Consider the following 20,646-nt stretch of genomic DNA (forward strand, 5'->3'; position numbering starts at 1 on the left):
CTCTACCGAAAACGATAAGAAGGGCCCCTTCCTTTCACTCGGGGCGGAAGACGATCGCCTTGCCGTTGGCGAGGACGGGCTGGTTGAGAGAGTGCTGGACCGCTGCGGTGCCGGCGTGGTTCTCGATGCCGACGGTGGCACCACCGCCCAGTTCCGCCGGCTTGGTGGTGGCCAGGTCGGCGTAGTTGAAGGCGATCTCACCGTTCACCGAGAGGATCACCTCCAGGGTCACCCGGGCCGACGACGACCCGTACATGCCGATGTTGCGCCACTCGATCACGAACTTCCGGTCCGCACCGGAGCCGGTCTCGGCGGTACGGATGGTGGTGTCCGCCCGAATCACCAGGTCATCCCAGAACGGATAGAGCGCACCGTTCGGCAGACCCGCATCCGGCAGCCCGGTATTGACCGGCTGAGCACCGGACGGATCGACAAACGAAGCGAACCCGTTGCTGGAAACCCAGACCGAACTGTGGTTCTGCCCGTAGAACGGGAACGCGAACGGCAAGCTCACCTGCGCCACCGCGTCGTCCCCGGTCAACGGCACCAACGCACCCTCCGCAGGCACGAACGCCCGGGACTCGACCGACGTGGTGTAGTCGCCGTCGCCGCCCGGCGGTTGCACCGGTGGCGCGGTCAACGCCAGGTTCACGGTGTGCGAGCCACCGGCTGTCACGGTCACCGACCCCGAACCGGTCAGGTCACCGGGAGCCGTACCGGCGACCGTGTAGCTGCCCGGCGTCACTCCGGTCAGGGTGTACGTCCCGTTCGCCGCGGTGGTCGCCGTCCGTCCTCCCGGTGACAGGGTCACCGTGGCCCCGGAGACCGGTGTACCCCCGACCGCCCTGGTCACCGTCCCGGTCACCGTGCCGGTGGTCGGCGGCTGCGGCGGCTCGGGCGGGGGTCCACCGTTGGGCGGGGTGAAGATGACGGCCTTGTTGTTGCCCAGGAGCGGCTGGTTGATGCCGTACTGCACGGCGACTGTGCCGGCCGCGTTCTCGATCCCCACCGTGGCGCCGCCACCCAACTCGGCCGGCTTCGACGCGGCGAGGTCGAGATAGTTGAAGGTGATGTGCCCGGTCTCGGAGATGATCGCCTCGAAGGTGACCCGCGCCGAGGACGAGCCGTACATCCCGACGTTGCGCCACTCGACCACGTACCGGCGGTCCGGCGCGCTGCCGATCACGCCGGTCCGGACGCTGGAGTCGGCCCGCATCACCAGGTCGTCCCAGAACGGGTAGATCGAGGCGTTCGGCACTGTCGCGTCCGGGATCGGGGAGTTCACACCCCAGGCCGGCCCGGGGTTCACAAAGGAGATCTTTCCGTTCGTGTCGATCCAGGCGGTGGTGTAGCTCTGGCCGTAGAACGGGACCGGGAACGGAAGCGTCACCTGGGTGATCGCGTCGTCTCCGGTGAGCGGCAGCACCGTGTCGTCGACCCGTTCGAAGGTGCGACCGGTGGCGGTGGTGCAGGTGTACCCGAAGGTGTCACCGCAGTCGCCGCCGCCGTAGTCGGCCCCGTAGGTGGCGGTGTACGTGGTGGCGCTCGCCGGTGCGGTCACCACGTGGGTACGGGCACCACCGTCCGACCACCGGTCGAAGTCGAAGGTCGACGCGCCGATCGCCTGCGGGGTGGGCGCGCTCACCGTGTTGGTCGAGCCGACGATGACCTGCCGGGTCGCCGGGGTGGTCACGTCCGCGCCGTTGAGGTTGAGGGTCAACCCGCTGGGACTGCTGGCCAGGTTGAGGTTGACCGTACGTGGGTCGAGCCGCACGGTCGTGCTACCGGTCAGCCCGCCGCTGTCGGTCGCGGTCAGAGTCAGTTCCAGGTACGACGGGTATTCGTGGTCCGGTGCCACGAAGGAACCCCCGGCCACTCCACCCACGTTCTGCACCGGGTGGGTGTGGCAGCTGTCCGCGGCGTAGCAGTGCCGGTTGATCAGTTCCCAGTGCAGGGCCGAGGCCGGCAGGTTTCCCTCCTGCGGGTCGGTGGCGTGTCCGGAGAAATTCACCGTCTGCCCTACCTGCCAGTTGAAGGAACTGGCCGGGGTGTCGATCACCGGTTCCGGCGCGTTGGTGCCGACCCGGATCTGGAGCGTCTTGGTGTCGCTGGAACCGCCGATGTCGGCGACCCTCAGCCGGGCCGTGTACGTGCCGACACTGGTGTACGTGAAGCTGGCCGCGGCGCCGGTCGCGTCCACGGTGCCGTCGTTGGTGAAGTCCCACTGGTAGTTGAGGATGTCGCCGGGGTCCGAGTCGGTCGAGCCGCTCGCGTCGAAGTTCACCCGCAGCGGCGCGTTGCCCGAGACCGGGTTGGCGGTGACGACCGCGACCGGTGGCTGGTTGCCGGCACTGTAGTGGAAGCGACGTACGGTGCCGCCGGTCAGGTCGACGTAGTAGAGATCCTGGTCCGGTCCGACCTCCAGGTCGACCGGGCCGGAGACGGTGCTGGAGAACGGGATGATGCTGGCCGGGTCGGGCAGGCCGTCGGAGCCGGCGCGCATCGTCCAGATGCACTCCCGGGAGTAGTCGGCGAAGAAGAGCGCCCCGGCGTACGTCGACGGGTAGTTTCCGCCGGTGGCGGGGTAGAACGCCACCCCGGACGGGGCGGATCCACCGGTCGGGCAGCCGTCGCCGGGCGACACCACCTGGCTGTGCGCGTAGGTGTAGTAGGGCGGGGTGACCGTGCCCGCGGGTGCGCTGTAGAGGCTCTCGCAGAGCGTCAGGTTCGCCGAGTTGTAGCCGCTCTGCGGGTTGTTCCCCTCGTAGCAGGGCCAGCCGTAGTTACGGACCGGTCCGGCCGCCGGGTTGGAGATTCGGTTGATCTCCTCCCAGGTACGCCAGCCGACGTCGCCGACCCAGATCTCGCTGGTGCCGGGGCGGAAGGTCCAGCGGGTGGGGTTGCGCAGGCCGTGCGCCAGGATCCGCCGGTTGTTCGGGTCGGAGCTGGCTGCCAACGGGTTGTCCGGCATCGCCTCACCGGTGGCCGGGTTGATCCGGATCAGGGTGCCGGAGAGCCCGGTCGGGTCGCCGGAGGTACGGATGTCCTGGGACCGCAGCGCGCCCCCCTCGGCGGTGGGCGGGGTCATCGACCCGCCGGCCGGAGCCGGTGGGTCTCCGCAGGGGTTGCTCGGGTTGCCGGCCTGGCCGTAGTCGGTGAAGGTGGCCGAGGCCCCCTCGCCGCCGGTGACGTAGAGCGCGCCGTCCGGGCCGAAGTTCAGCTCCCCGATCGAGTGTGACTCGATCTGCTGGCACCAGTCGTGCAGCAGCACCTGCTCGGCGCCGGTCATCACGTTGCCGTCGGCCCGCAGTCGGGAGACCCGGGCGCTGGTCAGACAGCTACCGGTGACCGCACAGGTGTCGTTGTACGTGGGCGCGCTGCCGCCGATCCGCCCGTCGTAGCTGTAGCTGACGTAGACGTACGGGTCGGCGGGGAAGTTCGGGGCCAGCGCCAGCCCGATCAGCCCGAGGTCCTCGAAGTCGAACACGTTCGTACGCAGGTCGGCGAAGATCGTGGCGGTGGTGTCCGAGGTGCTGTCGAAAACCTTGATCTGGCCATTCTTCTGGGCGACGAACACCCGCCCGTCCGGTGAGAAGACCACTTTGGTCGGGCGGGTCAGTCCGGTGAAGACGACCTGTTCGGTGAAGCCTGCCGGAACGGCCGCGACGGCCCGGTCGGTATCGAATGACAGGCCGGTGAACGCGGGCAGACTCAGGCCCAGTGCGAGCACGATTGACAGTGCGCGCCGGAATTGCTTCGGCATCACTGCTCTCCTCACTTACGGCGCGGTACCGAGGTGCCCGCAGGACATGCGCGAATACGGAATTCAGTGCTCGGCCGCAGTCAGGCTGTCAGTTCGCGGAGCGATGCTCGCCCCCTTAGCGGCCTGTGTTGGCACCCGGTCAGCCGAACCGCATCATCCGATCGACCGTCGTGAAAGGTGGTTACGTCGGGACCGCGTCACTGTATCGACACGCGAACGTCCGATGAGGACGGTCCTGCCGCCGAACAAACCCGACCCTGTGCTACTCACCGTGTTGCGATTGACATGTTTCCGTGATGTATCGGTACCCCGGTCCCCTGGACGCCAAAACATCAAGGCCCCGCTGACCTCGGCTTATCTGCATCTGAAGGGTCCGGGAAGCCTCACTGCCCCTGGACCCGAATCGCCACGGGTCATCCATCGCATCCGCGTGTGACGATTCCCGGTTGGCGGTCGGTAATCGTCGAAATGGTGCCGTCTCAGAATTACCGGAACACTTCCCGCCGGGCTGTCGGTTCGCCGACCGCCGAGGGCAGCCGACCGGGTCGACTTAACGACCGGTCAGCTGCCCGTACCAGACGATCAACCACCGCTGGTCGACTGCCCGATCAGGAGACCGGGTAGAAGACGATCGCCGTACCGTTGACCAGGGTGGGCTGGTCGACGGAGTGCTGCACGGCTGCCGTACCGGCGGGGTTCTCGATGCCGACGGTGGCACCACCGCCCAGTTCCGCCGGCTTGGTGGTGGCCAGGTCGGCGTAGTTGAAGGCGATCTCACCGTTCACCGAGAGGATCACCTCCAGGGTCACCCGGGCCGACGACGACCCGTACATGCCGATGTTGCGCCACTCGATCACGAACTTCCGGTCCGCACCGGAGCCGGTCTCGGCGGTACGGATGGTGGTGTCCGCCCGAATCACCAGGTCATCCCAGAACGGATAGAGCGCACCGTTCGGCAGACCCGCATCCGGCAGCCCGGTATTGACCGGCTGAGCACCGGACGGATCGACAAACGAAGCGAACCCGTTGCTGGAAACCCAGACCGAACTGTGGTTCTGCCCGTAGAACGGGAACGCGAACGGCAAGCTCACCTGCGCCACCGCGTCGTCCCCGGTCAACGGCACCAACGCACCCTCCGCCGGCACGAACGCCCGGGACTCGGTCGTCTTCGCGTACCCGGGCTCCTCCGTCGGCGGCGTGACCAGGGCGAGGTCGGCGGTGTGCGTACCGCCGGCCGCCACGGTGACCTGGGTCGAACCGGTGAGCAGCCCACCGAGCGCCGAGCCGGCGACGGTATAACCGCCGGGCGTCACCGCACTCAGGGTGTAGGACCCGTCGACCCCGGTCGTCGCCGCCCGGCCTCCCGGCGACAGGGTCACCGTCGCCCCGGCCACCGGCAGGCCGGTCGCCAGCGCCGTGACGGTGCCGGAGAGGGTGCCGGTGGTCGGCGGCGGCGTCGCGCCGGGCGGGGTGAAGACCACCGACGTGCCGTTGCGCAGCACCGGCTGGTTGAGCGAGTAGCCGAGCGCCACCGCACCGGTACCGTCCTCGATCGCGACCGTCGCCGAGTCGCCCTGCTCCCGCCCGTTCCCCGCCAGGTCCGCGTAGCTGAAGGTGATCTCCCCCTGCTCGCTGAGTACCGCGGCGAACGTGACCCGGGCCGACGATGACCCGTAGACGCCGCTGTTGCGCCACTCGACCACGAAGCGCCGGTTCGGCGCCGTGCCGAGCACCCCGGTACGCACGGTGGAGTCGGCCCGTTGCACGAGGTCGTCCCAGAAGGGGTAGATCGCCCCGTTCGGCTGTGCGGCGTCCGGCACGGGCCCGTTCAGCGGCGCCGCCGACCCCGGGTCGGAGAAGGAGAGGAAGCCGTTGGTGGAGACCCAGGCGGTGCCGTGCGTCTCGCCGTACAACGGGAACGCGAACGGCAGGTTGACCTGGGCGACGTCCTCGTCGCCGGTGAGCGGCAACACCGCGTCCCCCGCCTGCTCGAACGATCGTTCGGTGGTCGTGGTGCAGGTGTAGCCGAAGCTGTCGGCGCAGCCTGCGGCGCTGGCGTAAGCCGCCGTGTAGGTGGTCGCGCCGACCGGTGCGGTGATCACGTGCGTCGCCGCGCCGCCGTCGGACCAGTTGGCGAACGTGTGTGCCTGCGCGTTGGCGCTCTGCGGGCTCGGCGCGCTCACCGTGTTGGTCGAACCGACGATCACGGTACGGGTGAAGGGCGTCGTCCCGGCCGACGCCCCGACGCTGAGCTGGAGCCCCGCCGGCTCACTGGTGAAGGTCAGGTCGACCGTCTGCGGGTCCAACCGGCGGACCACCGTGTCGGTGAGCCCGTCGGCGTCCCGCGCGGTCAGCTCCAGCTCCAGGTAGGAGGGGTAGTCGTGGTCCGGCGCGACGAACGACCCGGAGGCCACCCCGGTCCACTCCTGGAGCTGGTGGGTGTGGCAGTTGCCCACTGTCTCGCAGTGCTCCATTCGCAGCCGCCAGCTCAGACCGCTTGCCGGCAACGTGCCCTGCTGCGGATCGCTGGCGTGGCCGCTGAAGCTGAGCGTGTCGCCCACCTTCCAGGTGGTGCCGGCGACCGGGGAGTCGACCACCGCCGTCGGCGCGGTGTTGCCGGGCTGGATCGCGACGGTGGTGCTGGCCGTGACGCCGAGCGTGTCGGTGACGGTCAGCCGGGCCGTGTACGTCCCACCGGCCGGATAGGTGAAGCTTGCGGTCGGCGTGGTCGCGTCGACCGTGCCGTCGTTGGTGAAGTCCCACTGGTAGGTGAGCCGCCCCTCGTCCGCCGGGTCGGGGTCGGTCGATCCGGTGCCGTCGAAGCTGACGGTCAGCGGCGCGGTGCCCGAGGTGGGCTGAGCGTTGATCAACGCGGCCGGCGGCTGGTTGCCGGGGAAATAGCGGATGCGGCGTACGGTGCCGCCGCCCAGGTCGACGTAGTAGAGCTCGTTGCCCGGCCCGATGGCCAGGTCGGTCGGGTTCGCGGCGGCCTGCCCGAACGCCTCGATGTTGTTCGGGCTGGGCAGTCCGCCGGGGGTCGTCGGGCGCATCGCGTAGATGCAGTTGCGCGAGTAGTCGGCGAAGAAGAGCGCACCGGCGTACGCGGCCGGGTAGTTGCCGCCGCTGGTCGGGTAGAAGGCCAGGCCGGAGATGGCGTCGCCACCGGAGCTGCAGTTCTCCCCCGGCACCACGGCCCCGGTGTGGTTGTACGTGAAGTAGGGCGCGATTTGGCCGGTGCCGCTGTAGAGACTCTCGCAGAGGTTCAGGTTGGCGTTGTCGTAGCTCGACATCCGGCTGGCGCCCTCGTAACACGGCCAGCCGAAGTTGGTCGTCCCGGCGTTCGGGTTGACCAACCGGTCGATCTCCTCCCAGACGTTCCAGCCGACGTCGCCGAGCCACACCTCGTTCGTGCCGGGGCGCATGGTGAACCGGAACGGGTTACGCATTCCCAGCCCGACGATCCGGCGGGCGTTCAGGTCTGCCGAGCCGATCAGCGGGTTGCCCGGCGCGGCGGCGCCGGTGGTCGGGTTGAGCCGGAGCACCGTCCCGTCCAGCCCGGTCGGGTCACTGGTGGTCCGTACGTCCTGGGCGCGCAGCGCACCGCCCTGGGCACCCGGCGGGGTCATCGAACCGCCCGGCGGGTCACCGCAGGGGTTGATTGGGTTGCCGAGTTGGCCGTAGTCGGTGGCGCTGAAGCTGGCGCCGTCACCCGCGCTGGCGTAGAGCATGCCGTCTGCGCCGAAGCGCAGGTCACCGACGGAGTGGCTGGGGTACTGCTGGCACCAGTCGTGGATCAACACCTGCTCGCTGCCGGTCATCACGTTGCCGTTGGCCTGCAACCGGGAGAGCCGGCCGGTGACCACGCACCGACCGTTGTTGGCATCACCGCAGGTGTCGTTCCAGACCGGTGCGGTCTGGCCGGGCGGCGCGTCGTAGGTGTAGAGCACGTACACCCACGGGGTGGTCGGGAAGTCGGGGGGCAGCGCCAGCCCGAGCAGGCCCCGGTCCCACTGGTTGTGCACGTTGGTGGAGAGGTCGGCGAAGATGGTCGGCGTCGGGTCGGCCAGGTCGTCGAAGACCTTGATCTGCCCGCCCTTCTCGGTCACGAAGACCCGCCCGTCCGGGGCGAACTCGATGTTCGTCGGCTGGTCGAGACCGCTGAACACGATCTGCTCCTGGAACCCGGTGGGCAGCGTCACCGCCTCCGCCACGGTCGCCCGCAACGGTGCCAGCACGCTGCCCAACAGGACCCCGACCAGTCCCAAGCGCATGATTCGACGCAGGCGCGTCATCGCACCCCTCCCCCACACCCCCACCGGGGTACGCGTGTCCGCGTACCGGATGCGGTCACCGGTGCCAGCCGGACGACCGCAGGCACAGGGTAGCCATCTCATCAACAATTACAAATGGCTCGTTCTGAGCATCGACTCAGCGCGACCGACCGGCACTTTCACTTGGCAGGTGTTTCAGCAGGCTAGCCGGGGAGGGCACGGGAGGCGTCCACCCGCAACGTAACCGTACGTACTGATGAAGTCCGGATGAACGCATGAAAGAGCAATCGGCCGATCGGCCTCCGCCTTGTAATTAAGTCGACATCACTCGCGAATCGCCGCTGCTTGCCCATCCCGCGCCGGTAGGGAAATGTCTTCGTAGAACAATCTCCCGGTACCCGGGAACTCTTCCGGTCGCGGCGTGCACACGCCGCGACCTTCCATCGAAAACATCGTCCGAGCTGCGCGGATCGGAGTTGGGGATGGCCAGCCGACGTCCACATGTCGTCATCGTCGTGGTCAACCTGCCTGTCGAACGGGACCGCCGGGTGATCCGGGAGTGCCTGGCCCTTGAAGCGGCCGGGTACCGGGTCACCGTGATCTGCCCACGCGGCCCGGGGCGGTTGACCACGCTGCCCGGATCCGTCGACACCGCGATCCGGTCGTTCCCACAGCCACTGGCCGGCACCGGCGTGCTCTCCTTCGCCGCCGAGTTCGCCTGGGCGCTGATCGCGGTCACCACCCGACTGCTCGGGATCATGCTGCGCTCGCGGGTCGACGCGGTGCAGGCGTGCAACCCCCCTGACGTGTTCTGGGTCGTCGCGCTCCTGATGCGGGCCCTCGGTCGTCCGTTCGTCTTCGACCACCACGACCTGAGTCCCGAGTTGTACGAGTGCAAGACGGAGCATCCCCGACCAGCGGTACTGCGCATTTTGCGGCTGTTCGAGAAGCTCTCCTGGCGTTGCGCCTCGGCCGTGGTCTCGACCAACGAGTCGTACCGCGAACTGGCCATCACCCGGGGCGGCTGCGATCCGGCACGGGTGGTGGTGGTCCGAAATGGACCTACTCTGGCCGAGGTGGGACCGATCAGGACGGAATCGGTCGAGACGGAACCGGTCGAAACAAGTCCGACCGCTGTCACCAATCGTCGAACAATTGTCTACCTCGGTGTCATCAATCCACAGGACCACGTCGAAGCCGCCGTACTGGCCGCCGAGCACCTGGTCGGCCTCCGCGGCGGCGAGGACTGGCGGATGGTGATCGCCGGTGACGGAGAGTGCCTGCCCGAGCTGCGCGAGCTCGTCGATCAGCGGGGCATCTCCGACGTGGTGACGTTCACCGGATGGCTGGAGGGCGACGAGGTCGACGCCCTCCTACGGTCGTCGTCGATCGCCATCCAGCCGGATCCACCCACCCGAATGGCCGAATTGTCGACCATGGCGAAGACGGTGGAATACGTCGCCCGTGGCCTTCCGGTCGTCGCCGTCGACCTGCTGGAGACCCGGCGTACCGCCGAGGACGCGGCCAGCTACGTGCCGAACGGCACCCCGGACGAACTCGCCAAGGCTCTTGACCAGCTACTCGGCGACGACGCCGCGAGAAACGCAATGAGCGTGGTCGCCCGGCGACGCTTCACCGACCAGCTAGCCTGGGACCACCAGGCCACGACGTACATCAGACTCTGGGATCGGCTACTCCGGCGCAATCCAGCGGGTTACAACTCGGTTTCGGACAAAACCGGGACGGATGCCTCGCGCCAGACTCGACCCCAGCATGGTACGAAAGAGTCGGTCCCGTGAGTCCGGACCAACCTCACCAATTCTCTGACGCATCCGTTCGCGCACCTAAAGGGGTCGATTGATGGACCTTCTCGACCTGCTGAAACTCATGTTTCGGCGATGGTATGTCACGACGCCGGTCGTGGTCCTGACCCTCGCGGCCGCGTTCACGCTCGGTGCCGCGATCCAGCCCGAATACAAGACCTCGGCGGCGGTCCTCCTGGTGCCACCGACCACCAGCCCGGCCGCCCCCACGCCCAACGCGAGCCCCCAGCCCGGCAACCCGTGGTTGCGAGCCGGCGAGAACTCGATGGCACAGGCCATCCAGATCCTGATTTCCGCGCACGAGGCACGGGTCAAGGTGCAGGCCGCCGGCGGCAATCTCGACTACGAGGTCGGGCTGGTCAACCGCAGTCCCATCCTGACCATCGAGGTCACCGCGGCCAGCCACGGAGAAGCACTCGCCACCGTCACCGCCGTGACCAAGCTGATCGGCGAAGAGGTGGCCGGCAAGCAGGCCGAGTACAAGCCGAAGGCCGGCGAGCAGATCACCACCCAGGTTCTCGACCCGGGCCTGAACATCGTCCAGTCCCGCTCCAACGTGCTCCGGGCCCAGATCGTGGTGGTCGCCATCGGCCTGCTGCTCGCCGCCGCCGCCGCAGTCGGTTTCGACGCGATCGTTCGTCGGCGGGACCGCGCCCGGCTGACCGAGCGGCACGGCGGTCGTCCGTCGATGGCGTGGAACGCCGGACAGGCCACGGTCGGTGGCGCCCGGCGACCGATCCCCGGACCGAAGGGCGGCTCCGACGCGGGCGACGCCACCCAGGTGGTCGGCAACGTCGGCAACCTCGGCGGCCAGGGCAATCCCAGTGCCGGCGAGCGGGCGGGCGGCACGCCGCAGCAGATCTCGGCGGACTTCGTCCGGGCCCCGCAGTCCGACGACACGATCCTGCTCACCGCGGTCCGCCGTCCCACCGACGACACGGGCAAATAACCACGGCCCGATGACGTACCAACGGAGCGGATGACGTGCCCACGTACCTTTCCTCGCGACGATCCGCCACCGTGTACGACGGGGTGACCCCCCGCGTACGCCATTTCCCGGACGCGACCGCGGCTTTGATCGCCTCCGTACTCCTCTCCTACCTGCTGCCCGCGCGACTGATCTTCCCGCCGCTGACCACGCTCGGCCGGCCCGGCGTGATCATCGGGTTCTTCCTGATCGTCTGGTGGGGCCTGACCCGGATGCACCCCACGCTGGTCACCCGTGGCCAGCAGCCGATGCGCTGGGCCCTGGCGCTCTACCTGGCCACCATGGGCGTGTCGTACATCGCCGGTGAGGCCCGGGGCATGTCGGTGCTGGAGGCGAACAGCGCCGACCGGACCATCCTGATGGCGTTGGCCGGGGCCGGCGTGCTGCTCGCGGCGGCGGACGGGGTGCTCACCCGGGAACGGATCGACCACGTGCTGCGCTCCCTGGCCTGGGGATCGACCGTGATGGCGCTCTTCGCGCTGGCCCAGTTCATCCTCCGGGTGGACTTCACCACCTATCTCAAGCTGCCGCCCCTGCTGACCTTCCAGAAAGACCTGGTCGGCTTCGACGCCCGAGGCGGCGGCGGCCTGGTCCGGGTCGCCGGCACCGCCGGGCACTACATCGAATTCAGCGTGCTGATGGTGATCGGGCTGGTGGTGGCGATCCACTACGCCCGCTTCTCCGACAACCGGCGCGGTCGGCAGATCTACGGCACCCTGGCCATGATCCAGGCGGCGGTCATCCCGATCTCGCTCTCCCGGACCGGAGTGCTCGCCCTCGCCGCCGCGATCCTGCTCTTCATCCTGGTCTGGCCGCTGCGGACCACGTTCAACGTCCTGGTGATCGGGTTCTTCCTCGCCGCGCTGATCCAGGTCGCCAAGCCCGGCCTGCTGGCCACCCTGCGGGCGCTGCTCTTCGCCGGCGAGAACGACCCGAGCGTGCAGGGTCGCCTGGAGGACTACGCCTTCGTCGCGCCGTACATCAAGGAACGGCTCTGGTTCGGTCGCGGCGTCGGCACCTGGCTACCCGAGCTGTACCAACTCCTCGACAACCAGTGGCTGGTCACCCTCGTCAGCACCGGCATCGTCGGGGTGGCCGGGCTGGCGCTCCTCTTCCTGGCCGGCATCGTGGTCGCCGGCCGGGTCCGCCGATTCGCGTCGAGCGAGCGGGACCGCGACCTCGCGGCCGTACTGGCCGTGACGATCGGCGTGGCGGCGGTCTCCGCCTTCACCTTCGACGCGCTCTACTTCACCACCTACTTCATCACGGTGCACCTGCTGCTCGGCCTCGCCGGGGCGCTGTGGCGACTGACCCGGGCCGAGCGCATCAACTCCAGCGGGGCGTCATGACCGAGCGAACCACCGAGGTGTACGCGTGACCGGTATCGACATTCTCATGATCACGTACGACCGGCCGGAGTACGTCCGGCTCTCCCTGCCGCACCTGCTGGCGAGCTGCCCGCCGGATGCCCGGGTCTGGCTCTGGCACAACGGCACCGACCAGCCCACGCTAGACGCGGTGGAGGAACTGCGCGATCACCCGAGGGTGCACCGGTTCCACCACAGCCCGGTCAACGCCGGCCTGCGCGAACCGACGAACTGGCTCTGGCGCGAGTCGACCGGCGACCTGCTGAGCAAGGTGGACGACGACTGCCTGCCCGACCCCACCTGGTTGCACACCCTGCGCCAGGCCCAGGACGACGTACCCGAGTTCGGGGTGATCGGCACCTGGCGCTTCCCCGACGAGGACGTGGACGACGAACTCGTCGCCGCCAAGCTCGCCGACTACCCGAACGGGCACAGGCTGATGCGCAACCACTGGGTCCAGGGCAGCGGCTACCTGCTCAAACGCGAGATGGTCCGTCAGGTCGGCCCGCTGACCGAGCAGGACACCTTCACCACCTGGTGCCTGCGCGGGGCCCGCCTCGGCTGGATCAACGGGTGGTACCACCCCTTCCTGCCCGAGGACCACATGGACGACCCGCGCAGCCCGCACACCATCTACCTGACCGACGAGGACTTCATGGCCCGCCGGCCGCTCTCGGCCAAACGGACCGGGGTCACCACCGTGGCCGAGTGGACCGAACAGATGCGCCACTCCGCACGGGTGGTCCAGGCCGCCTCGCTGGACCTGCGCGAATACCAGGGTTGGCGGCGCCGACGGCGTACGGTCGCGCGCCGGATCCGGCTCGCCCTGACCGGGCGGGCGCCCTGGTGACCAGCGTGGTGATTGCCGCACACAACGAGGCGGCGGTACTTCCCCGGTGCCTGCACCGGCTGCTTGACGACGCCGCGCCGGGAGAGTTCGAGGTGGTGGTCGTGGCGAACGGCTGCACGGACGCGACCGCGGAGCTGGCCCGGTCGATCCCCGGCGTGCAGGTGCTCGAACTGGTCGAGGCATCCAAGTCGGCGGCGCTGAACGCCGGTGACGCGGCGGCGACCCGCTTCCCCCGGATCTACCTCGACGCGGACATCCCGCTCTCCGCCGACGAAGCCCGGAAGCTCGCCGCCGCGACTGCCCCCACCCCTGGCGGAGGTGGCCTGCTCGCGGCGGCACCCTCCCGGCGGCTGGACACCACCGGTCGGCCACTGCTGGTACGCGCCTACTACGCGGTCAACTCGCGACTACCCGCCTTCCGGGACGCGCTCTTCGGTCGGGGCGCGATCGTGCTCTCCGCCGCCGGACGAGCCCGCTTCGATCAGTTCCCGGACCAGGTCGCCGACGACCTCTTTCTCGACTCGCTCTTCGAGGTGGGTGAAAAGCGGGAGGTCAACCAGGTGACCACCCTGGTCGCCACCCCCCGGTTGACCCGGGACCTGCTCCGCCGACTCGGCCGGGTACGCGCCGGCAACACGGCGATGCGCGCCACCGACACCCGGGTACGCCGAGCCCGCCGCGCGTCCTGGCTGGTCGACGTGGTGCTGCCGCGACCGTGGCTGCTGCCGGCCGGGGTCTGCTACGCGGCGCTCACCATCGTGGCCGGGATCTCGGGCCGCCGAGCGAGTCAGGGGGCCTGGGGTCGGGACGAGTCGAGCCGCCTACCGGCGGAAGGAGCCCACCGATGACGGACCGCCCGACACATCCGGCGGTCAGCGTCGTCGTGGTCTCCTACCAGACCCGTGACCTGATCCGGCGCGCCCTGGGCACCCTGCGTACGAGCAGCCCGGCCGGGTCGTACGAGGTGATCGTGGTCGACAACGCCTCCACCGACGGCTCCGCCGAGGCGGTGGAGAACGAGTTCCCCGAGGCGCGGGTGGTACGACTGACCCGCAACGTCGGCTTCGGTCGGGCCGTCAACGTGGGTGCGTCCCGGGCCCGGGGCACCTGGATCCTGCTGCTCAACCCCGACACCCAACCGGTCGGGGACGTGATCGGCGAGTTCGTGGCGTACGCCCGGGCCAACCCGGAACATCGGGTCTACACCGGACGGACCCTGCACGACGACCGGACCGACGACGGGCGGTCGGCGTTCGCCCTCCCCTCGCTCTGGGGCTACGTCTGCTTCGCCACCGGTCTCTCCACTGTGTTTCGCCGCTCCCGGCTGTTCAACCCGGAGGAGCTACCCGGGCTGGACCGGTCCGCGCCGGCCCGGGTGCCGGCAGCCTCCGGTTGCCTGCTGCTGTTGCAGCGGTCTCTCTTCGCCGAACTGGGCGGGTTCCTGCCGGACTACTTCATGTACAGCGAGGACATCGACCTGTGCCACCGGGCCACCCTGCTCGGGGCCTCCCCGGTGCTGGTGCCGGGTGCCCGGGTGGTGCACGTCGGCGGCGCCTCGTCGACCGGGGTCAACAAACGGATCATGCTGCTTCAGGGCAAGACCACGTACCTGCGGCTGCGCTGGAGCCCACGACGGGCGGCGGCCGGACGGGCGTTGCTCGCCGCCGGAGTCGCGGTACGCGCGGCCGGTGCCCGGCTCACCGGCCGGGCCGGTTACTGGCGCCAGGTCTGGGCCGCGCGTCGCACCTGGCTGGCCGGTTGGCCACCGCCGACGCAGTTGCCGGCGGTGGAGGTCGCTGGTCCGGCTCAGTCCGCCACGCCGGGCGTCTGAGCGGCCTGCCCCAGCCCCGCCGGCCGCTCACCGAAGGCGGCGACGGTGCGGTCGGCGTACGCGCTGGCGTCGCCGTACGTCATCGGACCGTCCCAGGTGGACGGCAGTGGCACCGGTACGGCCGGGTTGACCCGCCGGACCACCTCGTCGAGCACGGTTTCGGCGTCGCCGACCCAGAGGTGCTTGGCACCGGGCACCCCGACGACCTCGGCCTGCCCGATGGCGGCGAAGCGACGGCGTGCCTCGTCCGGCCGGAGGTAGTCGTCGAACTCCGGCACCAGCGCGGTCAACGGCTTGCCGGACTCGTCCCAGACGGTCAGGTCCTCCGGGTTGGAGAAGCGCAGCGGCGGGGAGAGCAGGATCGCCCCGGTCACGCCCGGTTCGCAGCCGTACTTGAGGGTCAGGTCGGTTCCGAAGGACCAGCCGAGCAGCCAGATGTCGGGGAGGTCGGCGAATTCCGCGTACTCGATGGCGGCGGCCACGTCGAACCGTTCGGTGATGCCGTTGCCGAACTCGCCCTCGCTGGTGCCCTGCACACTGCTGGTGCCGCGAGTGTTGAACCGGAGCACGGCCAGGTCGGCGAGGGCGGGTAGCCGCCAGGCGGCCTTGCGCAGCACGTGGCTGTCCATCATCCCGCCGTGGGTGGGAAGCGGATGCAGACAGATCAGGGTGGCGACCGGTGGCCGGTCGGCCGGCAGGGCCAGCTCACCGACGAGGCGCAACCCATCGGCGGTCTGCAGTTCGATCTTCTCCCGCCGGGCGGGAAGGATGGACGACGCGCGGATCGCTGTGCTCACCGTCCCAGTCTCGCGCGCCGACGGCAATCCCGCCCACCGGGACGGTACGGCGTGACGAAGATCCCCCACCGTGTAAGGAAGGGGCCCTTATACAACGGAAAGCGATAACAAGGGGCCCTTCCTTACACCGGGGTCAGCCGTAGCGGGGGGCGCTGCGTGAGCGCTGGATGTTCGGTGCCCGGCGGTCCCGCGCCCGCCAACAGCCGCTGTGCCAGTGCCGGCGATCGGTGAGGTCGCCGCGACCGTCGGCCGGCCACGCCACCAGGTGCGCCGTGCCGGGCGAGATCTCCTGCTCGCAACCCGGGCAGCGGTACGTTTTGACCGCACCGCCGGCGGTGATGGCGCGCACCTGCCAGTCGCCGTCCTGCCAGCTCTGCACTGCCTCGACGCCACGCCGCGTCCGCTCGCCGTCCAGTGGGGCGGCGTCGGTCGAGCGGGGGCGATTACGACGGGGACTCACGTTCAGAAGAATACGGTGCCGCTCGGGCAGACGGCAGTATGTACCCCCGCGCCCTGTATTCCTAACACAAGACGAATGTCAGATCACGGTCAGTAAGTTCCGGTTGTCCCTATAAACGCTCTAACGTCCGTGAACAGAGGTTCGGCTCTGCGGGAGCCGACCCGTGCGGCGAGGAGATTTTCATGTGGGGAAAGCGCGTAGCCGTGGTGGCCGTCGCGGCGACCGTGGCTGCTCTGGGTGCGGTGGCACCCGTTGCCTGGGCCGGGGGGCCAGGTGAGCCGATGTTCGGCGACCTGAACCGCGACGGTGTGGTCGACCAGGCCATGCTCGACAGCGCCCCGTCCGTCAACCGCGCCCCGTTACTCGACTGCACGGTCTCCGTACGCCTGGGCAAGTCCGGGGGCGGTTACCTGCCGCCGACCGAGTACCCGTACCTGACACTCGACGGGCCGGAGCCCAACTGCCCCGACCTGGGCGTCGCGGTCGACCTGGGCGGGGACACCGACATCGAACTCGTCCTGGCCTGGTTCGCCGGCCGCCCCCAACCGGTCGAACACGACCTGCTGGTGCTGGAGAACTTCAAGCCCTCCGCCGGCTTCGACGCGATTTTCCAGCCGAGCTTCATGGGGCTGGCCGACTTCAACGGCGACGGCCGCCAGGACGTCTACCAGTGGACCGACCAGGGGACGGGGTTCGCCACCTATCTCAACACCTCCGTGGGCGGCCTGACGCCCGGCCCGGTGGCCTGGTGCTCCGGCCGACCGCAGTACCAACTAGCCGACTTCAACGGCAACCGGGCGATGGACGTGGTGATCGCCTACGTCGAGGGCTGCGCCGACTACTTCTCCGGGGTGGTGGTGATCCGGGACGACGGGATGGCCTGGCATCTCCAGGGCGACCCGTACGGCGACCACCTCTGGACGGTGAAGGTGCAGTACACCAACGGTGACCGCATCCCCGACGTGGTCACCAAGGACATTGTGACCGGTGAGCTCACCTACTTCGTCGGCAACGGCGACGGCAGCTTCATCAAGACGCCGAAGGCGGTGTCGGACAAGGCGTCGGTGAGCCGTACCAAGAAGACGAGCATCCCGGTGATCACCAACGACGCCGCCACCAAGCAGGCGAAGATCACGATCGTCACCCCACCGAAGTACGGCACCGTACGGATCACCAGTGACCGCACCGTGGTCTTCACGCCGAACAGCAAGCCGGGCAAGACCGACCGCTTCGTCTACCGGTTGACCGACCACGGCCGCAGTTCCGAGGCCGGGGTCTCCATCAAGATCAGTTGAACCCGGACGGGCACCGGGGGTACGAGGCGTCTGGCCCCGTACCCCCGCGTTTCCGTCCAGACCGCCGGCGGCGCCCCCGTCAACCTGGAAGAAGACGTACGCGTGAATCCGGAACACAATGCACCCGTCGATCCGGAACAACCTGCGGGCGATCACGATCGGCGTACCGGCCGATACCCGGCCGGCCGCCCGGTCAGGTCGATAGACAGATCACCGTCACCGCGTTCCGGATCGTCCCGCGACCCGGCATCGTCTGTTAGCAGCCGGCGCTCTCAAGCCGGCACCACCCGGCATCGAACCCACCTCAGGGGCGCTCGATGTCCGGGCCCGAGCCGGTCCGGCTGACCGGCATCGTCGGGCAAGTGGCCGGCCAGGAAGGCTGGTCCGAAGGCGGGGAGGCAACATCATGTGGAGGAAACGCATCAGTGCCCTGGTGGTCGCGACGGCGCTGGCCGTGGTCGGCGCGGCACCGTCGGCCTGGGCGGGGGGCCAGGGCGATCCGCTCTACGGCGACCTGAACGGCGACGGCGTGGTCGACCGCGCGGTGCTGGCCGGTGGCGGTGAGAACGAGTGCGGTGTCCAGGTCACACTCGGCAACGGCACGGGCGGATACGGTGTTCCCACCACCTACACCTACGACACCCCCGGCGAGTACGGCTACTGCCCGGACATGGGCGTCGTCGTCGACCTCGGCGGTGACGGCACGGTGGAACTGGTGCTCGCCTGGTTCGACGGCCGGCCCCCGGGAGTGGAAACCGACCTGCTGGTGCTCCGGGACTACCAGCCGGCCGGCGGCTTCGACGCGATCTACCAGCCGAGCTACATCGGACTGGCGGACTTCAACGGCGACGGCCGCCAGGACGTCTATCAGTGGACCGACCAGGGCGACGGTTTCCACACCTTCCTGAACACCGCCTCCGGGCAACTGGTACGCGGCCCGATCGAATGGTGCAGCGGCTGGCCCGAGTACGAGTTCGCCGACTTCAACCGCAACGGCGCCACGGACGTGCTGATCGCCTACTTCGAGGGCTGCGACGAGAACTTCACCGGCGTGGTCGTGCTGCTCGACAACGGCACCGCCGTGGAACTGGAGGGTGACCCCTGGGGCGACTCCTACTGGGCCGCGACAGTGGTCGACGCGAACACCGACGGCACCCCGGACGTGCGTACCACCAACGAGAGCACCGGCGAGGTCACCCACTTCATCGGCAACGGGCGGGGCGGGTTCGGTGCGGCACCACTCGCCGACGACGACACCGCCTCGACCAAGGGCAACAAGAAGGTCGACATCCCGGTGCTGGCGAACGACTTCTACACCAGCGCCACGAAGATCACCATCGTGACGCCGCCGAAGTACGGCACGCTCCAGATCACCAGTCGTCGTACGGTGCTCTACACCCCGAACGGCCAGCACACGCAGAGCGACAAGTTCGTCTACCGAATCGCTGCCGACGGCAAGACCGACATCGCCGGGGTGACCGTACGGGTCAAGAGCTGACCGTCGCCTCCCGGAAGCCCCGGCCGGTCCCCCGGCCGAGGTGACCGGCGGTGACCAACTGCTCCAGCAGTGGCGCGGGGGCCAGACCTGGTTCCCGCGCCGCCTGGTAGAGGCCCCGCTGGATTTCCAGCGCCACGTCGAGTCCCACCTGGTCGAGCAGCGCGAACGGGCCGACCGGGTAGCCGCAGCCGAGCCGCATGGCGTGGTCGACGTCCTCGACCGTCGCGTACGACGCCTCCAGCATCCGGATCGCGTCGTTCAGGTACGGGAAGAGCAACGCGTCGACCACGAACCCGGCCCGGTCGGCGCAGACCACCGCGGTCAGACCGAGCGCCCCGACGACCGTACGCGCGACGGCAGTGGCCTGCGCCGAGGTCCGCACGGTGCGCACGACCTCCACCAGTTGCCGCTCCCCGACCGGGCGGGGGAAGTGCAGCCCGATCACGTCGGCCGGACGACCGGTCGCCATCGCGAGGTCGATCACCGGGAGCACCGAGGTGGTGGTGGCGAGCACCGCGTCCGGCCGGCAGATCTGGTCGAGTCGGGCGAAGAGGGCCCGCTTGGTCTCCAAATCGTCGACGACCGCCTCGACCACGAGGTCGACCTCGGCCAGCCGGACCAGTTCCGCCTCGTCGGTGGTGACCTCGACAACCCGGTAGCCGGCGGCGACGAAGCCCTCGGCGAGGGTGGTGGCGAGGGTGGTGGCGAGCGGTCCCGGACCGACCAGGCCGACCGTGCGCGGGGCGGTGACGTCGGTCGGCTCCACCGGCGGCGGGGTCAGTTCGTCCGGTACGACAGTGCCCGAGCCGGGCCGGAGGTAGGTGTAGAAGCCACGGCCGGTCTTGCGGCCGAGCAGTCCCGCGGTGACCATCTGCCGGATCAGCGGGACCGGGGCGTGCCGTCGGTTACGTCCACCGCGCCGGTGCATCGTCTCCAGGATCTCGTACGCGGTGTCGAGTCCGATCAGGTCGAGCAGAGCGAGCGGGCCCATCGGCAGGCCGGCACCGAGGCGCATCGCCGCGTCAAGGTCCTCGCGGGTCGCGTACCGGGACTCGAAGAGTTCCACCGCCTGGTTCAGGTAGCCGAAGAGCAGGGCGTTGGCGATGAAACCGGCCCGGTCGCCGATGGTCACGTCGACCTTGCCGAGCCGGGCGCAGAGCGCCTCGACGTCGGCGACCACCTCGGGCGCGGTGACCACCGTCCGGATCACCTCGACCAGCTTCATCACCGGCGCGGGGTTGAAGAAGTGCAGCCCGACGACCTGCTGTGGCCGGGTGGTCGCGACCGCGATCTCGGTGACGCTCAGCGACGAGGTGTTGGTGGCGAGAATCGTGTCCGGCCGGCAGATCCGGTCGAGTTCGCCGAAGAGCCGCCGCTTGAGGTCGAGGCGCTCGGGCACCGCCTCGATGACCAGGTCGACGTCGTCGAGCGCGGCCAGGCCGACGGCGAAGGTGACCCGGCCCAGCAGGGCGTCGCGCGCTTCGGTGGCAAGCTTGCCCCGGGCGACCGCCCGGTCGGTGGAGCCGGTGAGGTTGGCCCGTCCCCGATCCAGTGCCTCCTCGGAGATCTCCACCGCGAGCACCCTGACGCCGTTGCGGGCGAAGACCTCGACGATGCCGGCGCCCATGGTGCCGAGTCCGATGACGCCGACGCTGGTGATCTCGCGTGCCACAGCCGCCTCCGCCGCTCCCGGGCCGCCCCTT

General features: G+C 69.3%; 13 protein-coding genes. 8 read left to right on the forward strand and 5 right to left on the reverse strand.

Annotated elements, in window-relative coordinates; translation table 11 throughout:
* Positions 1-34: 34 nt before the first annotated feature.
* Both ACIBF5_RS19970 and ACIBF5_RS19975 read right to left on the reverse strand, forming a co-directional pair.
* Entirely contained in the window at positions 35-3,763 is a 3,729-nt protein-coding gene (locus ACIBF5_RS19970) for a PQQ-dependent sugar dehydrogenase (RefSeq protein WP_396813663.1), read from the reverse strand.
* 608 nt (positions 3,764-4,371) lie between these two features.
* Positions 4,372-8,055 (reverse strand): PQQ-dependent sugar dehydrogenase, encoded by a 3,684-nt coding sequence (locus tag ACIBF5_RS19975; protein ID WP_396813665.1) that lies wholly within the window; start codon positions 8,053-8,055, stop codon positions 4,372-4,374.
* A 461-nt stretch (positions 8,056-8,516) separates the two neighbouring features.
* Between ACIBF5_RS19975 and ACIBF5_RS19980 the strand changes: the two genes are divergently transcribed.
* From ACIBF5_RS19980 to ACIBF5_RS20005, 6 genes are all read left to right on the forward strand, one after another.
* Complete coding sequence (locus tag ACIBF5_RS19980) at positions 8,517-9,833, forward strand: glycosyltransferase family 4 protein (RefSeq protein WP_396813667.1); 1,317 nt, start codon at positions 8,517-8,519, stop codon at positions 9,831-9,833.
* Between the two features lie 61 nt (positions 9,834-9,894).
* On the forward strand, positions 9,895-10,806 hold the full coding sequence (locus ACIBF5_RS19985) for a Wzz/FepE/Etk N-terminal domain-containing protein (RefSeq protein ID WP_396813668.1): 912 nt from the start codon (positions 9,895-9,897) through the stop codon (positions 10,804-10,806).
* A gap of 35 nt (positions 10,807-10,841) precedes the next feature.
* Positions 10,842-12,194 carry an O-antigen ligase family protein gene (locus tag ACIBF5_RS19990; protein WP_396813670.1) on the forward strand — a complete coding sequence of 451 codons (1,353 nt, stop codon included), beginning with the start codon at positions 10,842-10,844 and terminating at the stop codon, positions 12,192-12,194.
* 25 nt (positions 12,195-12,219) lie between these two features.
* On the forward strand, positions 12,220-13,062 hold the full coding sequence (locus tag ACIBF5_RS19995; protein WP_396813672.1) for a glycosyltransferase family 2 protein: 843 nt from the start codon (positions 12,220-12,222) through the stop codon (positions 13,060-13,062).
* Positions 13,059-13,910 (forward strand): glycosyltransferase, encoded by an 852-nt coding sequence (locus ACIBF5_RS20000; RefSeq protein ID WP_396813674.1) that lies wholly within the window; start codon positions 13,059-13,061, stop codon positions 13,908-13,910. Before ACIBF5_RS19995 ends, ACIBF5_RS20000 begins: the two co-directional genes overlap by 4 nt.
* Complete coding sequence (locus tag ACIBF5_RS20005) at positions 13,907-14,893, forward strand: glycosyltransferase family 2 protein (protein ID WP_396813676.1); 987 nt, start codon at positions 13,907-13,909, stop codon at positions 14,891-14,893. Before ACIBF5_RS20000 ends, ACIBF5_RS20005 begins: the two co-directional genes overlap by 4 nt.
* Here the strand turns inward: ACIBF5_RS20005 and ACIBF5_RS20010 are convergent.
* Together ACIBF5_RS20010 and ACIBF5_RS20015 are read right to left on the reverse strand one after the other, a co-directional pair.
* A complete protein-coding gene (locus tag ACIBF5_RS20010; protein ID WP_396813678.1) occupies positions 14,869-15,690 on the reverse strand; it encodes an alpha/beta hydrolase in 822 nt (273 codons plus the stop codon). The two genes, ACIBF5_RS20005 and ACIBF5_RS20010, sit on opposite strands and share 25 nt — an antisense overlap.
* A 133-nt stretch (positions 15,691-15,823) precedes the next feature.
* The gene (locus ACIBF5_RS20015) at positions 15,824-16,150 is read right to left on the reverse strand and encodes a hypothetical protein (RefSeq protein ID WP_396813680.1); all 327 of its coding nucleotides are present in this window, start codon (positions 16,148-16,150) and stop codon (positions 15,824-15,826) included.
* A gap of 182 nt (positions 16,151-16,332) precedes the next feature.
* On the opposite strand from ACIBF5_RS20015, the gene ACIBF5_RS20020 reads away from it, so the two are divergent.
* Entirely contained in the window at positions 16,333-17,445 is a 1,113-nt protein-coding gene (locus ACIBF5_RS20020; protein WP_396813682.1) for an Ig-like domain-containing protein, read from the forward strand.
* Between the two features lie 406 nt (positions 17,446-17,851).
* Entirely contained in the window at positions 17,852-18,943 is a 1,092-nt protein-coding gene (locus ACIBF5_RS20025) for an Ig-like domain-containing protein (RefSeq protein ID WP_396813684.1), read from the forward strand.
* Here the strand turns inward: ACIBF5_RS20025 and ACIBF5_RS20030 are convergent.
* Complete coding sequence (locus tag ACIBF5_RS20030; protein WP_396813686.1) at positions 18,933-20,615, reverse strand: 3-hydroxyacyl-CoA dehydrogenase family protein; 1,683 nt, start codon at positions 20,613-20,615, stop codon at positions 18,933-18,935. The genes ACIBF5_RS20025 and ACIBF5_RS20030 overlap by 11 nt on opposite strands.
* Between the last annotated feature and the right edge of the window lie 31 nt (positions 20,616-20,646).

The sequence above is a fragment of the Micromonospora sp. NPDC050417 genome (assembly GCF_044458865.1).
Lineage (GTDB): Bacteria > Actinomycetota > Actinomycetes > Mycobacteriales > Micromonosporaceae > Micromonospora_G.